13 protein-coding genes and 1 pseudogene are annotated in these 16,184 nt (G+C 45.3%); 4 read left to right on the top strand and 10 right to left on the bottom strand.

The genetic code is table 11. From position 1 onward, the window contains the following. Positions 1–148: 148 nt before the first annotated feature. Positions 149–259 (top strand): annotated as a pseudogene (locus ACIG3F_RS10125) (IS5/IS1182 family transposase); the annotation flags it as partial. Between the two features lie 83 nt (positions 260–342). Here the strand turns inward: ACIG3F_RS10125 and bfr are convergent. Next, positions 343–807 carry a bacterioferritin gene (bfr, locus tag ACIG3F_RS10120; protein ID WP_004279207.1) on the bottom strand — a complete coding sequence of 155 codons (465 nt, stop codon included), beginning with the start codon at positions 805–807 and terminating at the stop codon, positions 343–345. Positions 808–1,149: 342 nt separating this feature from the next. Here bfr and ACIG3F_RS10115 point away from each other — a divergent pair, with 342 nt between their 5' ends. Further along, positions 1,150–2,217, top strand: a complete 1,068-nt coding sequence (locus ACIG3F_RS10115) for an SDR family oxidoreductase (RefSeq protein ID WP_396469976.1) — start codon at positions 1,150–1,152, stop codon at positions 2,215–2,217. Between the two features lie 120 nt (positions 2,218–2,337). Here ACIG3F_RS10115 and rlmF read toward each other — a convergent pair whose 3' ends face one another. The 6 genes from rlmF to ACIG3F_RS10085 all read right to left on the bottom strand — a co-directional run bounded on the left by rlmF (position 2,338) and on the right by ACIG3F_RS10085 (position 11,817). Further along, a complete protein-coding gene (rlmF, locus tag ACIG3F_RS10110) occupies positions 2,338–3,312 on the bottom strand; it encodes a 23S rRNA (adenine(1618)-N(6))-methyltransferase RlmF (RefSeq protein ID WP_017397973.1) in 975 nt (324 codons plus the stop codon). 225 nt (positions 3,313–3,537) lie between these two features. Continuing rightward, positions 3,538–5,577, bottom strand: a complete 2,040-nt coding sequence (ligA, locus tag ACIG3F_RS10105; RefSeq protein WP_396469974.1) for an NAD-dependent DNA ligase LigA — start codon at positions 5,575–5,577, stop codon at positions 3,538–3,540. A 109-nt stretch (positions 5,578–5,686) separates the two neighbouring features. Further along, positions 5,687–6,652, bottom strand: a complete 966-nt coding sequence (locus ACIG3F_RS10100; protein WP_253147207.1) for a cell division protein ZipA C-terminal FtsZ-binding domain-containing protein — start codon at positions 6,650–6,652, stop codon at positions 5,687–5,689. Position 6,653: 1 nt separating this feature from the next. Then, on the bottom strand, positions 6,654–10,106 hold the full coding sequence (gene smc, locus ACIG3F_RS10095; protein WP_396469977.1) for a chromosome segregation protein SMC: 3,453 nt from the start codon (positions 10,104–10,106) through the stop codon (positions 6,654–6,656). Between the two features lie 11 nt (positions 10,107–10,117). Further along, positions 10,118–10,813: a GntR family transcriptional regulator gene (locus ACIG3F_RS10090; RefSeq protein ID WP_004730660.1), complete on the bottom strand. Its 696-nt coding sequence runs from the start codon at positions 10,811–10,813 to the stop codon at positions 10,118–10,120. Between the two features lie 200 nt (positions 10,814–11,013). Continuing rightward, complete coding sequence (locus ACIG3F_RS10085; protein ID WP_396469973.1) at positions 11,014–11,817, bottom strand: sulfite exporter TauE/SafE family protein; 804 nt, start codon at positions 11,815–11,817, stop codon at positions 11,014–11,016. Between the two features lie 27 nt (positions 11,818–11,844). On the opposite strand from ACIG3F_RS10085, the gene ACIG3F_RS10080 reads away from it, so the two are divergent. Both ACIG3F_RS10080 and ACIG3F_RS10075 read left to right on the top strand, forming a co-directional pair. Then, a complete protein-coding gene (locus ACIG3F_RS10080) occupies positions 11,845–12,600 on the top strand; it encodes a biotin--[acetyl-CoA-carboxylase] ligase (protein WP_100355526.1) in 756 nt (251 codons plus the stop codon). 13 nt (positions 12,601–12,613) lie between these two features. Beyond that, positions 12,614–13,357 (top strand): type III pantothenate kinase, encoded by a 744-nt coding sequence (locus ACIG3F_RS10075; RefSeq protein ID WP_074384113.1) that lies wholly within the window; start codon positions 12,614–12,616, stop codon positions 13,355–13,357. Here the strand turns inward: ACIG3F_RS10075 and ACIG3F_RS10070 are convergent. The 3 genes from ACIG3F_RS10070 to ffh form a co-directional block, all read right to left on the bottom strand. Further along, complete coding sequence (locus ACIG3F_RS10070) at positions 13,308–13,913, bottom strand: RBBP9/YdeN family alpha/beta hydrolase (RefSeq protein ID WP_396469972.1); 606 nt, start codon at positions 13,911–13,913, stop codon at positions 13,308–13,310. The two genes, ACIG3F_RS10075 and ACIG3F_RS10070, sit on opposite strands and share 50 nt — an antisense overlap. A 143-nt stretch (positions 13,914–14,056) precedes the next feature. Further along, a complete protein-coding gene (locus ACIG3F_RS10065; protein WP_396469971.1) occupies positions 14,057–14,623 on the bottom strand; it encodes an RBBP9/YdeN family alpha/beta hydrolase in 567 nt (188 codons plus the stop codon). Between the two features lie 150 nt (positions 14,624–14,773). Further along, a complete protein-coding gene (gene ffh / locus ACIG3F_RS10060; protein WP_396469969.1) occupies positions 14,774–16,180 on the bottom strand; it encodes a signal recognition particle protein in 1,407 nt (468 codons plus the stop codon). Positions 16,181–16,184: the final 4 nt, after the last annotated feature.

Below are 16,184 nucleotides of genomic sequence, written 5' to 3'. Positions count from 1 at the left end.
CCCACCCCCACCCCAACCACCACCCACACAAAACCACGTCACAGATTTTATATAAATACCAATCCATATGATCATTATTTGACTGAGTATTTGATTTTCTTGGAATATTCGCTTTAGTTTTTTTCGCAGATATTTGTTCTCTTAATGATTCAGAGGAATAGCAACACGATATGATAAGCTAAAGTGTAGCTATGAGGGGGCAGTTGCATTAGCTTGTATATTTATTTGGCTACCTTTATCGGGTAAATTCTATACTTGAAATGTCAACAGACCCTAATAACAACTAAGTATTTTCAAGATATAAAAAACCCAGCATGTGCTGGGTTTTTTATTCATCCGGTTTTACATCTGTGACTGAATATAATTTTGCAGACCAATCAGTTCGATTAAGCGCAATTGTTTTTCTAACCAGTAAGTATGGTCTTCTTCGGTATCCGACATTTGCTGGCGTAACATATCACGGCTGATATAGTCACCTTTCTCTTCGCACAGTTTGATGCCCTGCGCCAGTTTTTCCCGCACATGATATTCAAGTTTTAGATCGGCTTTCAGGCAGCTCACCACATCCTCGCCAATCTCAACGTCATCGCGCTGCATGTTTGGCGTTCCTTCAAGGAACAGAACACGACGGATAATCGCATCCGCATGCTGGGACTCTTCTTGCATTTCGTGATCGATACGTTCAAAGATTTTGGTCAATCCCCAATCTTCATACATACGAGAGTGAATCAAGTATTGGTCACGAGCAGCCAGTTCGCCACCGATCAACATATTTAAATAATCTACGACTTCTGGATTTCCGCGCATTTGAATAACTCCCTACCTATATTTTGCTATTATGGCGAAAAGCAATTGAATTTGCAAAGCTTAACCATGGTTAAATATTTGATTTTTATATAATTAAAATGAGAAGTACTTGCATTTACACTTTGTTCTTAATGAAATCCCATTTATAAAACAACACTTTGCACTTTCATTACGCTTGGCAATAACCTAAAACTGGCGAATAAACACATGCGTTAAAATTTGTAAATCTTAATTTTGACCAGACAGATTCATTCTTTTTGTATAAACATCACTGCATTGGCGTACTTCATGCTTGAATTTCGCTTATCATTCACACAAATTTAAAACAACAACGGTTCCGATATGACACATCCACAAACAATATCGCCGGTTCTGGTTACCGGTGCATCGGGTTATATTGCCAGCTGGGTCATCCAGAAATTACTCACGCAAGGCTATACCGTACATGCTACGGTGCGTGACCTGAATAAAAGTAAAAGCTTTGCTCATTTAGAAAAAATTGCCGACAGCACGCCGGGAACTCTTAAGTTATTTCAGGCCAATTTATTAAGCCCAGGCTCTTTTGATCAGGCGATGCAAGGTTGTGAAATTGTCTTTCATATGGCCTCGCCTTTTGTGGTCACCAACTATAAAGATGCAGTCAAAGATATTATTGAACCTGCGGTGTTAGGCACTGAAAATGTACTGAATAGTGTCAATCAGACCGAATCAGTGAAACGCGTGATCGTCACATCGAGTATCGCATCCACCTATGGCGATGCCATTGATATTCTACAGACTGAAAATAACAGTTTTGATGAATCACACTGGAATACCACCAGTTCGGCCACGCATCAGCCTTATCCTTATTCCAAAGTCATGGCAGAGCGTAAAGCCTGGGAAATGGCTGAAGCGCAAGATCGCTGGGATCTGGTCTGTATCAATCCAGCGCTAGTCTTTGGTCAATCCCTAACACCAACTACTCAGTCGGGCAGTGTCGAAGTCTTGCAGCAATTTGCCAACGGCATGATGCTGCTTGGCGTTCCACCGATGTGGAATGGCGTGGTCGATGTTCAGGATGTCGCTGAAGCGCATATCCGTGCTGCATTTAATCCGCAAGCGCATGGTCGTTATATCATTTGTAGTGAAAGCTTGAGCCTGCTGGAAATGGGCCAAATTCTACGGGCACATTTTGGCAATAAGTTTCCGTTCCCACGCAATCAACTGCCTAAAGCAGCCTTTAAACTGTTCGGGCCTGTAGCAGGTTTTAGCCGCAAATTTGTAGAACTGAATATGGGTTATCCAATTTTCTTTAATGCTCAGAAAAGTAAGGATGAACTCGGTCTGGAATATCGTCCGGTGAAAGAGAGTCTGGTCGAGCACTTCCAGCAATTACTAGATGATGGTGTGGTGAAAAAATATATTCCTTAATCGTACTAGCTCAAACCTGATCTGACAGTTACCGATTTTTTATTGTGTCTGTCAGATTAAATTTGAGCTACTACACCGACTTATGCGCCCACAAGCTCACTATTTCTGCCTAAAAACAAGCTAAGCAGAAGTCCAACGCGCATTTTTCCACGCTTGCTGTTGCTTTGCATCTAGAAAAGTCCAAGCCACAAAACGACTCTCTTTTTGCCCCTGCGTCATTTTAATGGTTTTTACCTCCACTGCACCGCACTTACGCAAGGTATTTAACAGCATAGGCAATGTGGTTTTCTTAGAAACCAGTGTACTAAACCAAAGACATTGCTCAGCAAACTGTGTGCTCTCTTGTACCATCTGGCAAACAAAGCGTTCTTCTCCACCGTCACACCACAGCTCGTTCTTTTGTCCGCCAAAGTTTAACACCACTTTAGACCGATCAACCGGTTTGCCAAGTTTGCGTATTTTTTGCGTTGCTGTGGCATTTGCTTCATCTTGCGAAGCATGAAATGGTGGGTTACACAGGGTCAAATCAAAACGATCTGAAGGTTTAATCACACCTTTGAAAATATTGCTCGGTGTCTTTTGCAATCGAATCTGAATCCCCTTCCTGAGATTTGGATTTGCCTCCACAATAAATTGAGCACTTTTTACCGATGCAGGATGAATGTCTGAGCCAACAAATTTCCAACCATAACTACGATGACCAATAATCGGATAAATACAGTTCGCGCCCACCCCAATATCTAATACGTGAACGGCGTGTCCTGTTGGAATCTGACCTTTATTGCTATCACTCAACAAGTCCGCTAAATAGTGAATATAGTCGGCTCTACCCGGAATAGGTGGGCAAAGATAATCTTGAGGAATATCCCAATATTGAATACCATAAAAATGCTTGAGCAATGCTTTATTGAGCATTTTCACAGCTTGAGGATCAGAAAAGTTGACTGAAAGATCGTTATATTGATTCGGGCTGACAAAAGGGGCAAGTTCCGGACAACTCTTGATTAACTGAGGAAAATCGTAACGACTACGATGCAGATTTCGTGCATGTAATTCCGATTTTTGTTGCGGAAAAGATTTCTTTGCTTGAGCCATGTGTATGCCAATCATCAACGGGAGAACAGAATCAATAAGGCAGGATCTATACCTGCAAATGAATCGATATTGTACGTGAATTCAACTCACATTGCCGAACCCGTCCTTGTATTTGTCTATCCTCCCCCTCTCATTCACCTATAGTTTTGAACTAGCAATAAAAAAGACACCTGAAGATTCATCATCCTCGGTGTCTTTTTTATTTGAGTCATTGTTTAGAACTGATTAGTCTTCGATTTGCCCATACTCTTTCATGAGTGTAATAAACTGTTCTTCATTCAAAACTGGAACGCCCAATTTTTCCGCTTTATCGAGCTTAGAACCCGCTTTTTCACCCGCCACCACACATTTGGTCTTGCTAGAAACACTACCGCTAACACGTGCACCCAAGGCTTGCAGCAATTGCGTCGCTTCATCACGTCCCATAGAACTTAAAGTACCCGTCACCACCCAGCTTTCGCCATTCAGTGGTTGGCGCGTTGGTGCAATTGGCGCATCCCAGTGAATACCCGCAGCTAACAAACGATCCAAGACTTCCAGATTATGCGGTGCCTGGAAGAAATCCAGAATCCATTCTGCTGTGATATCACCAACATCTGGAGTTTTCTTTAATGCTTCCAGATCTGCCTCACGTAAGGCATCCAGCGTCTGGAAAGTATTAGCCAGCATCCGCGCCGTAGTTTCACCCACCCCACGAATACCGAGAGCATAGATAAAAGCAGCCAGTGTGGTTTTTTTGCTGTTTTTGATAGCATCTAAAAGATTTTGAACCGATTTGGCGCCCATCTTTTCAATACCGAGCAAAGTCTCACGATGTTCATGCAGATGGTAAATATCTGAGACATCTTTAAGTAGATTCAGATGCAGCAACGATTCTGCCCAACGGTCACCCAAGCCTTCAATATCCATGGCTTTACGTGAGACAAAGTGACGAATGGCCTCGATACGTTGCGCGGCACAATATAGTCCACCGGAACAGCGTGCCAAGGCTTCGCCTTCTGGCATGACCACGGGTGAATCACAGACTGGGCATTGCTCAGGTAAATGCACTTCGACTGCATCAACCGGGCGAAATTCCGGCCAGACTTTTTCCACCTTAGGAATCACATCACCACTACGATAAACACTGACGGTATCGCCAATGCGTACATCCAGACGGTGAATTTCGCCGATATTATGCAGTGTCACATTGGAAACTGTTACTCCACCGACAGCGACCGGATTTAAACGCGCGACCGGCGTCAGGGTTCCAGTACGACCTACTTGCCAATTAATATTTTCTACTGTGGTTAGGGCGGCAACTGCCGGAAATTTATAGGCGGTGGCCCAACGCGGTTCACGGCTCAGGAAACCGAGTTGTTGCTGCTGTTTCAGGTTATTAACCTTAATCACCATGCCATCGATTTCGACACTGAGGCTGGCACGCTCATCAATAATCTGTTCATAGACCTTTTGCACGTCTTGAATACTGTCACAGATAAAGTGACGCTCGCCAACCGCAAAACCGAACTGATGTAACCATTCCAGACTGGCGGACATAGTGGTTTGACCATGATGCGGTACACACTGGGCTATCCCATAAGCATAAAAAGCCAATGGCCGCGAGGCAGCAATATTCGGGTCTAGCTGACGCAAACTTCCTGCCGCAGCATTACGCGGATTGGCAAAGGTCTTTTCACCTTTGGCCGCATTGGACGCGTTTAATTTTTCAAAACCGGATTTTGGCATCAATACTTCGCCACGTACTTCTAACAAATCGGGAATGATGCCATTCACCGGAGATAAAAGTTTCGGCAGGTTGCGAATGGTTCTGACATTCTGGGTGATGTCTTCACCGGTTTCCCCATCGCCGCGCGTCACCCCACGTGTCAGTACGCCATGCTCATACCAGAGTGAAATGGCCAGACCATCAAATTTCAGTTCAACATCATATTCAATTTTTTGATTCGGCAAACGTTCTTCAATACGGCGGGCAAAAGCCAGCAGATCTTCCTGATTAAAGACATTGCCCAATGACAGCATCGGCACGGCATGTGTTACGGTCACAAATTTTGAAAGCGCCTGCCCACCCACTTTATCGGTCGGGCTATCGGACTGGATCAGGTCAGGATATTGTTGTTCTAAGGCTTTGAGCTGATGAAAGAGCTGATCATATTCACTGTCTTCAATGCTCGGTTGATCCATCACATAATAAGCATGGTTATGCTTGGCAAGCAGTTGAATCAGTTGACGCATTTGCGCAATGACAGTGGCATCTTGGGTCATAATTTCACCATAAAAAAGGGCGGAAAATCCGCCCTGTAGAATATTCAGCTTTTGGCTATTATAAAAATTGCAGTCTACAGATTCAACTTGGAGATTGAACAAAGCAGCCTTAAACTTCCGTGCCTTGTCCAGCACGATAATCAATTGCCTGATGGCGCCAGAATTCACGTAATTGTGGGGTAAATTCCTGCTGGTTCTGATCATAGACCAGACCATCCACTTCACGGGCAATCAGACGTGAAATACTGTCCATGGTATCAAACGCATTTTGTACATCGCTATGCGGTAAAGCCAGGAAGAATGCCAGACCTTTCACTTCCTGAGTTGATAGGGTTTCCAGATCAAAGCCTTCCATACCAGTATCGGTCATTTGCAATACCGAAAACAGCAGTTTTGAACCATCTTCACTATAGCGGTGAAAACAGGCCAGTTCACCATAACGCAGGCCATATTTCAGTAAAACTTTCAGGGTTTTATCACCAGAAAGTACACGGCCTTGCGGATAGATATGCAAAGAAATAATGGTTTCAGCATTGGACAAAGCACTTTCTTCATCCACTATTTTTTGCTCATGCAGATGTGCATCCAGAATACTGCTTTCATCATTAAATTCAGAAATTTCTGCTTTTTCGATGTTGCTGTTCAAGCTGAATTCAGGCGTTTCTTCCTTGGTTTCAGTCTGGCTATTCTTCTGTTCTGTTTCTACCTGTTGAACATCTGCTGCCGTTACTACCGACTTTGCCACTACTTCAGCTTCTGTTGACGGGACAACTGCAAGAGTTTCGACCGCTGCCGGTTCAACCGGAGTTGATTCAGCCTTTTGAAATACTGAAGGTTTTTCAGGAGCTGGTTCATCTATGCCTAGGCTTGGCTCGATACGATCAGATTCGACATCCTGTTGTGCTAACTGAGAACGTACATGCCTTGGAATGATCGGTGTCTGGCTATCCGGGTCGATATGCAGGTTGGCATCTAGTGAAGGTACAGCCTCCACAGGTTTTTTGAACAGCATTCTTATACCAAACAGCATAATCACAATTGCGATAACAATCCCGATAATGGTGGTGATTTCCATATTATACCTCCGCAGCTAGGCCGTATTCTTTTGCCTGTTCCAAATTAACTGTCACTAATTTTGATGTTCCCGGTTCAGGCATGGTTACACCTAAAAGATCAGTCGCCATCATCATTGCAAGTTTGTTATGGGTAATATAAATAAATTGCACGTGTTCAGAAAGCTCTTTGACTAAATTACAAAAGCGTCCCACATTGGCATCATCTAGCGGTGCGTCGACTTCATCCAGTACGCAAAATGGTGCCGGATTTAAGCGAAAAATCGCGAATACCAATGCTAATGCAGTTAAGGCCTTTTCTCCACCCGAGAGTAAGGCCAATGAGCTGTTTCGTTTACCCGGTGGTCGGGCCATCAGTTTTACACCCGACTGCCAGCCATCTTCAAGGCTTAAACTCGCCTCACCGCCTTCAAACACTTTCGGGAACAGGTTTTGCAATTCAGCATTGACCTGATCAAACGTGTGCATAAACAGTTTACGGGTTTCCTGGTCAATACTTTTCATCGCAGCCTGTAACTGTTCAACCGTATTTTCCAGATCCTGCATCTGGTGACTCAGTTCCTCATAACGTTTTGACACTTCTTCATATTCTTCAGAAGCCGCCAGATTGACTGCACCGAGTTTATCAAACTGGGCCTGAGCTTTTTCCAGTTTCGCCTGATGTGCTTTAACATCAATATCCAGCCCGGAAATTACTTCACTATTCAACTCTTTCAGTTGTTCAGAATAATGCTGCAAATCAGATTTGGCTGCCTGCCAGGCCAGACGTTTTTCTTCCAGTGTACTGCGAAGTTTTTCATCCTGCTGCTGGAAGCTGTGACGCTGTTCGGTCAGCTGCTGCTGTTTGCTCTGCACCTGATTTAATTCAACCTGCCAGTCGGCCCAGGTTTTTTGCAGCTTTTCAGTGATCTGCGCCTGTTCATTGAACTGGCTCTGTAAAGCAGGTAACTCCAGCTGTACCGGATCGACAAACTTTTTGGCTTGCTCGATTTGTGCAGTAATTTGTTGAGACTGTTCTTTTAGGAATACCTGATCTTTTTCCAGTAATTCAATCTGCTGCTGGCTTTGCACATTTTGGCGGCGCAGCAATTCCAGTTCCTGCTGCGCTTGCTGACTGAGCTGCTGTGAGTCATCCAGCTGAGTACTCAATTCTTCTAGCTGGAATTGTAGGGTTTTATAATTTGGTAGCGCATGTTCCAGCTTGATATTCAAAGCATGCAGGTCAATTTCCAGATCATCTTTCTGCATGGCATCTTCTTCAAGCTGCTCATCCAGTTGTTGTAACTGATGCTGTAATTGCTGCTTTTGCAAGGCGAAAGCCTGCGCACTACTTTGAACTCTGGCAATATTGACATCGAGTTGCTGCAACTGATTTTGAACCTGTTTCTGCTGCTCGCTGATCCTCTGAATCTGGCTTTGCAAAGCTTTAACCTGATCGGCGAATTCAGGTAGCTGCTGCTCCATCTGCATAAACTTAGGTTCAAGTTCCGCAAGCTGCTGCTCGATTTCATCCAGACGGATTCGATGACTCAATGCACCTTGTCCGGCCTGACTGGCTTCATCATAGTCCAGTGCAATGACCCAGTCTGCACCGACATGGTAGCCATCCAGACTTAAAATTGACTGGCCTGCGCTCAGTTGGGTTTGCAAATCGAGAGCATGTCTAAAGTTCTCAGTCACAGCCACCTGTTGCCAGAGTGAATATTGAGGCTCATCAATCCAGTCTGCCAGACATATCGTATTGGCAATCTGAATTTTATTCTGAACAGCCTGTTGCTTTAACTGACGCGCACAATCTTCAAGGAAGTACTCGCCCTCAGCCAGAATCTGGGCAGACAGCCACTTGGCCAAAAACTTTTCGATCAGGCTGGCATGTCCTTTGCCTGCATCATTGAGCTTAAGTACATGCATCAGCTGTACCGCATCACTCTTGGCATTCGGGTTGGCTTTGGTCAGTAATTGGCTCAGGTTTTTCTGTTCTGAATGCAGGACCTGAATTTCAGATTTGAGCTGCATCAAGCGCTGCTGATGGTTCGCCTGCTCTGCCTGAAGCTGCTCGAATTGAGTTCTTAAATCTGTTGATTGAATCTCATAGCTAGCAATTTGCTGTTCAGCCTGGGCTTTATCTATCTGATACTGCTCCAGCTCATCTTGCTGGGCCTGTTGCTGAATCTGTGTGCTTTGCTGTTGTAGCGTCTGTTTCTGCTGTTCAATCCGTTCAATATTCTTCGCCAGTTGCTCGCTTTGAGCCAGCATTTGCAATTTACGCTGTTGCTGCTGTTCGACCTGAGTTTTGATCTGGGTAAATTGTGCTGCCACAGTGCTATGTTGAGCTTTGAGCTCATTCAAGTTTTGGCTTTGCGCCTGAGTCTGGCCATCTTGCTGCTGCAATTGTGCCTGTTGATCTTCAAATTGCTGCTGCAAGGTTTCGAGTTGCAGTTCAATCAACTGCAAACGCTCTTTGGTTTGGGCTTTTTGCTGTTCCAGTTTGACCAGACTGGTGGAATTCTGCTCTAGCAAAGACTGCTTTTGTTGCAGGGTCATTTCCAGTTCAGCCAGTTTTTTCTCGGCCTGTTGCCATTCGCTTTGCAAAGGGGTGGATTGCTGAATCAGACGCTGAAACAGTTCACTGGTGCTACCCAAATCATGTTCAACGCTGGTAAGTTCGGAACGTACCAGCTTAAAGTTTTCCCCGAGCGTATTCATCTCAAGGGTATATTCTTCCTGTAAGCGTTGGCTCTGCTCACATTGAAAAGACAGAATTTCGATCTTGATGGTACGGATCTGTCCTTCCAGTTCTTTATATTGAATTGCACTTTCCGACTGACGTTTCAGGGTTTTTAACTGGGATTTCAGTTCGGAGGCGATATCTTCCAGACGCGACAGGTTTTGTGTGGTGTGATCCAGATGCAGCATGGTTTCACGGCGGCGTGCCTGATAGCGCGACACTCCGGCTGCTTCTTCAATATAGACCCGCATTTCATCGGGCTTGGCATCGACCAGACGGTTAATCATGCCCTGCTCGATAATCGCATAGGAACGCGGACCAAGACCGGTACCCAAGAAAATATCGGTAATATCACGACGACGGCATTTGCTGCCATTCAGGAAATATTCGGACTTGCCATCGCGGTTGACCTGACGGCGTACTGCCAGTTCATTATAGGCATTATAAGCACCGCCCAGCTTGCCATAGGTATTGTCAAAGCGCAGTTCTACACTGGCCATACCCACCGGTTTACGCTTGGCAGTTCCGGTAAAGATGACGTCCTGCATGCTGCCACCACGCAGCTGGCGCGCACTGGACTCGCCCATGACCCAGCGTATGGCATCAATGACGTTAGATTTACCACAACCATTCGGTCCCACGACCGCAGTACGATTATCTTTAAAATGCAAAGTGGTACTGTCGGCAAAAGATTTAAAGCCTGAAAGTTTTAAACTGCTTAAACGCATAATGTCCTGATTTAACGTCGTGAGCGTCTGGCCCACGCGAGTTCAATTTGTTTCATCCGTGTCAGAGATTCCAACACAAGGTTGCGCAAGTGTCGACAAAAATCTTCCATAAATAAAGTGGCCTGATGGCTTTTTCGTATCAAAATTGCTTCAGTGACCAGTTTAAATAAGTCGAAAGATTCCTGTAACTCGCGTCTGGAAATATTCAGGGTCAGAAAATAGCTCCGACGTAAAGATGGCAGCAGTTCCTGATAGTAGCGCATCAGATAAGGATTCCCCACCATCTCATGCTGCTGGGCCATGCCCTGAAAGATCAGATCATAAAACTTTTCAGTGTGTCCTTGGCGAGTTTCTGCTTCCAATTGCTCTAATAATAGCTGAATGCGCTCAGCTTCATGCACCCGCCAGGTTTCCGCCATGCGATGCACCATTTGCCCGAGCAATAATGAGGTCATGTCAAATAAGGCACGTACCTGCAAGGCCGACATTTCCGAGACAATCGCTCCCCGGCGCGGGAAAATTTCAATCAGCTGGGTGCGTTCCAGCAAAAGCAGGGCTTCACGAACCGACCCCCGACTGACATCAAGCTCCGAGGCAATCCTGAGCTCCTGTATACGCTCGCCTTCGACCAGTTCGCCGCGAATAATCTGTTCGCTAATGTGCTTGGCAATCTGCTCAGACAAACTCTGCGCTTGTTCTAATGGCATACCGTTCCTGTCTTTATTTTTATGGATACTGGTTTAGCCCTTTATTTGGACTATGTTGCTATTAAACGGGTTTTTATCAATAAATACTTTGACATTGTCAGACAATCTTATGTCTATACAGCCAACCTAATTGCATAAAAAAGGAGAATAGTCATCTATTCTCCTTATACGGTACATCAGTTCAACCTAAAAGGTTTAAATCAGGCCATAAAACCTTGATAAATAAAATACAGGCCGACGGTGGTCAGTAAAGCCGCAAAACATTTTTTCAGTACCGCAGGTGAAAGTAAATGTGCCACTTTTGCACCGAGTTTGGCGGTAAAAAAACTCATCATGCTGATGCCAATAAAGGCATAGATATGAATATAGCCAATCGTATTTGGTACTGCGACCTGGGCCTGTTGACCAAACCAGATAAAGCCCAGTGCGCCTGCCACGGCAATCGGCAACCCACAAGCCGCAGAGGTCGCCACTGCTTTTTGCATCACGATCCCGCTGCGATTCAGAAACGGAACGGTCAGACTTCCCCCGCCAATCCCAAAGATCGCCGATGCCACACCAATCCCACCGCCCGCAGCGAGTTGTACCGGGGTTGAAGGCAATTTTTTATTCGGATCGACCTGAACATTGGCGCCTTTAAACATTCTAAACGCCACCCAGACTGCAAAGAACCCGATCAACAGCTGCAAGCCTTGACCAGATAAATAGTCAGCAATCCCTGCACCCAGAAAGGAACCAATAATCAAGCCGGGTGCCAGATTACGAAATACCGACCACAACACGGCACCTCTTTGATGATGCGCCATGACAGAACTGATCGAGGTGACAATAATGGTAGCCAGAGAAGTCCCCACCGCCATGTGCATAATCACGCCGGGATCGTACTGGAGCTGGGTAAAAACAATGTACAGAATCGGCACAATAATCAAACCACCACCAACCCCAAACAGGCCAGCGGTAAATCCTGCAATTGCACCAATCAATAAATATATGATTAACTCCATAACGATATTTACCACGTTTAGATTCAAATGGATGTAGAAACTCGTGAACTGCAACAACGATTAAGCGATGCAGGCCAGCTTCCGGAAGTATTGCTCATCAAACCGATTACCACATCGACCAATGACGATGTGCGGGAATTGGCAACCAAGGGGGTACAGCAGGTTCTGGTCTGTAGCCATGTGCAGACCCAAGGCCGTGGACAGCGCCAGCGTCAGTGGATTTCACCTGAAGGGAATATCTATTTAAGCACATTGCTGCATACACAAAAACCCATCGATGGCCGTTTGGCTCTGGAAATTGCGTTAAATATCCTGCAAATGCCCAGTCTACAAGGGCTGGACTTGCAAGTAAAATGGCCGAATGACCTGTATAGCGTCAAAGGCAAATGGGGCGGCATTCTGGTAGAACCAATTTCACCTACGCAAGTGGTGGTCGGGGTCGGGATCAACCTCAGCCCAATGTCTGCTGAGGTTCCCGAGCAGCAAGTGACCTCATTGAATGAGTTGGGCCTGCATCCGGGTTCACGCATTCAGCTGATTGCAGAACTGTATCTGGCGATTCAGCAAGCCGGACAATGGTTTAGTTATGGCAGCCAGAATCTGTCTGGTCGTTTCAATCGACATGCCGCTTTTATCCAAGAGAGGGTTGAATTTACCGATCTGCAAGGGCAATATTCAGGAAAATTTCTGGGTATTCAGGATGATGGCGCTGTTAAAATCGCAACTGAAACAGGTGTCCACATCTTTTACCAAGGTCAATTACGGCTCAAAAATAATCCTTGAACAGGCATAATCCATGAAGAAACTATGGCTAGATATTGGCAATACCCGACTCAAATACTGGATTACCGAACAAGATCAGATCATTGAACATGCAGCGGAATTACATTTACAATCCCCTGCCGATTTGTTACTTGGCCTGATCCAGCACTTTAAAACGCTGGATCTGGATCAGGTCGGATTGTCTTCGGTTCAGGACAAGGTCAATAATGAGCGCATTCTCAGTATATTAGATGGTCTGCATATTCCAGTGATTTTTGCTCAGGTACAGGCCCAATATGCTGGCCTGATTTGTGGCTATGATGAACCCGCACAACTGGGGATTGACCGCTGGCTACAGGTACTTGCTGTCGCGACCCAGCCTCATGAGAATTATTGTGTGATTAGTTGTGGTACAGCGCTGACCATTGACCTGATTCAAGGACAACAACATTTAGGCGGTTTTATTCTGCCAAATTTATATTTACAACGTGATGCACTGATTCAGAATACCAAAGGTATTAAAATTCCGGATGCCGCATTTTCTGAGCTCAATCCCGGACGCAATACCATCGATGCAGTACATCATGGCATTCTGCTCGGTCTGCTCAGCACCATTGAAAAAGTGCTGCATGATTTTCCGGCACAGCTGGTACTAACCGGTGGAGATGCTCCAGTGTTTGCCCAGCATCTTGAGCCGTATCAGCCGAGGATTGAACCTGATCTTCTGCTTAAAGGTTTGCAGCATTTTGCGGCTCATTTGCCAGACACAGTTTCATGATTTCGAGCAATTGAGGAAATTCGGTAAATCCATCACATTTGTTAAAATGTCCGGCTTTTTTAATCTCAAAAATTTGAGCATTTAAGCTGTGGGCCAAGCGCAAGGAAACCGGTGCAGGTACAAAAGGATCATTACTGGAGATCAGCATGACCGCGCGTTTATAGCTATACGGCAGGTTGTTCAGATCCAGTCGTGTCGCCTGCAGCATTTTGTTCAGTTCCGACCAGGCCACCAGCGGCGTATCGAAAGCTGAAACCAGAATAACCCCGCCGATCTTGCGGTGCTGCTGGAGATAATGTTGCTGTAAAAAACTTAAAACACTGAGTCCACTCAGGCCATGGGCAACTAAAAAAGTATGCTCATCCAGATGTGGAATATGCAGTTTCAGATTCTGCTGCCATTCTTCTAGATCAGGCTGAAAAGGATTGGCCAACATAATCCGTTTTGAATCAACACCGACATTTTTGAGTTGGCGACTCAGCCACGGATACCAATGGTCATTTAAGGTGGCCTGATAATCAGGCACGATATAGACTTTGTTGATTATATTTTTCATCGTGTTTTACTTATTATAATTGAGCACAAAGTGCTTTGACAAAAACTACTATTAAACAGTCTGAAGATGAAATTCAAGTAACTTTTTGCATCCCATCTCAGACTCAATTTGCAAATTGAACGAATCCAACAACCTGCCTAAATTTAAGATTTAATCAGATAAGGTTCGATTACTTTCCAGAGTTCTGGCAGATCGGTACAGCCTTCTGAATCGATAAAATGTCCCTGATGCTTGGCACTCACCACAATCGCATCCAGACTGTCTGCCTGTTCCAGGCTAAATTCAGGCTCCACCCGATCATCGCCTTCAGAATAAATCACCACACGTTCTGCCACCTGCTGTTTAAGCAGATCAAAATCGATCTCAGCAGCATCAATAAACGGATTGACTTCATCTAAACGACCCAAACGGCCATTAAATCCTGCGATCAATACCAATTGCTGAATCTTTTGCTGTTTTAATTCTCTGGATAAGTAATGCAATACAGCCACAGTTCCCAGGCTATGCCCGATAAAAATACTGTCTTCATCAATCCCCTCAATCTGCTCACGCATTTGCTGGTCCCACACCTCCAACTTGGGTGTGGTCGATGGGTCAAGTCGCAGTACTTTTAAGCTGACATTTTCCTGTTGGGCTTTTTCCTGAATCCATGGAAACCAGTTTTCTTCCGGGCTTGCAGTATAACCATGGACGATGATCACTTGAGCCATTTTAAATTTCTCTTTGTTTTGTGCTGATGTTCCTGAGTCTGCCTGATTGGATTTTTATTTTGGGTAAGTAAATGTTGTTTTGTTTAAACCGGTTTTCTGATTGATACATAATAAAAAAGGCGCATTTCGCGCCTTTTTTAAATCAGAATCTTATTTCTTGTCATTGCCGCCGAACAGTGGTCCCATGCCACCGCCGCCGCCAAACTGTTTCTGCAAACCACCGAGTGATTTCATCATTTTTGCCATACCTGACGGATTGGCAAACTTCTTCATCATCTTGGCCATTTGCGCATGTTGTTTAATCAACTTGTTGACTTCCGCCACTTCCATACCACAACCTGCTGCGATACGTTTTTTACGGCTTGGGTTCATCAAGTCTGGATTACGGCGCTCTTTGATGGTCATCGACTGGATAATCGCTTCCATTTTCTTGACCTGCTTTTCAGGATTGGCCTGGGCCAACGCATCTTGCAGACCGGCATTGCTCATGCCAGGAAGTTTGTCCAGGAAGCCCATCATGCCGCCCATTTTGTTCATCTGCTCAAATTGCATCAGCATGTCTTCAAAGTTGAAGCTGCCACCCTTTTGCAATTTTTTCGCCATTTTTTCGGCTTTTTCTTTGTCGACCTTACGCTCAAGTTCTTCGACCAAAGAAAGGACGTCACCCATACCCAAAATACGCTGCGCGATACGTTCAGGATGGAATGGCTCCAAGGCATCGAGCTTTTCGCCCATACCCAAGAATTTGATAGGCTTACCGGTAATGGCACGTACAGACAGGGCTGCACCACCGCGTGCATCACCATCGGTTTTGGTCAGGATCACACCGGTTAAAGGCAAGGCATCATTAAAAGCTTTGGCCGTATTCGCTGCATCCTGACCGGTCATGGCATCGACCACGAACAGGGTTTCAGTCGGGTTAATCGCTGCATGCAGCTCTTTGATTTCACCCATCATGTCATCATCGATATGCAAACGGCCTGCCGTATCGACAATCAGCACATCGGCAAACTGGATTTTCGCCTGTTCAATCGCGCGATTCACAATCGTAATCGGTTTTTCGTCTGCGCTAGATTCCAGGAAAATCGCACCGACTTCGCCCGCGACAGTCTGTAGCTGTTTGATCGCAGCCGGACGATACACATCGGCAGAGACCATCGCGACTTTTTTCTTTTGACGTTCTTGTAAGAAGCGTGCAAGTTTCGCTGCAGTTGTTGTTTTACCTGCACCCTGCAGGCCTGCCAGCAGGACAACCACAGGTGGTTTTGCAGCGAGGTCGAGGCTTTCATTGGCCTCGCCCATCATTTTGGTCAATTCGTCATGAACGATTTTGACAAAAGCCTGCCCAGGAGATAACTGAGTCATCACTTCCTGGCCTAATGCTTCTTCCTTAACTTTCGCGATGAATTCACGAGTTACAGGTAACGCAACATCGGCCTCAAGAAGCGCCATACGCACTTCACGTAACGTATCTTTAATATTGTCTTCGGTTAGCTGCCCTGAGCCAGTAACATTTCTTAAACTCTGCGTGAGTCGTTCTGTTAAGGTATCAAACATTGCA

The organism is Acinetobacter sp. NPDC052428, from assembly GCF_044547685.1.
Lineage (GTDB): Bacteria > Pseudomonadota > Gammaproteobacteria > Pseudomonadales > Moraxellaceae > Acinetobacter > Acinetobacter lwoffii_G.
This window is presented reverse-complemented; position numbering and strand designations above follow the sequence as displayed.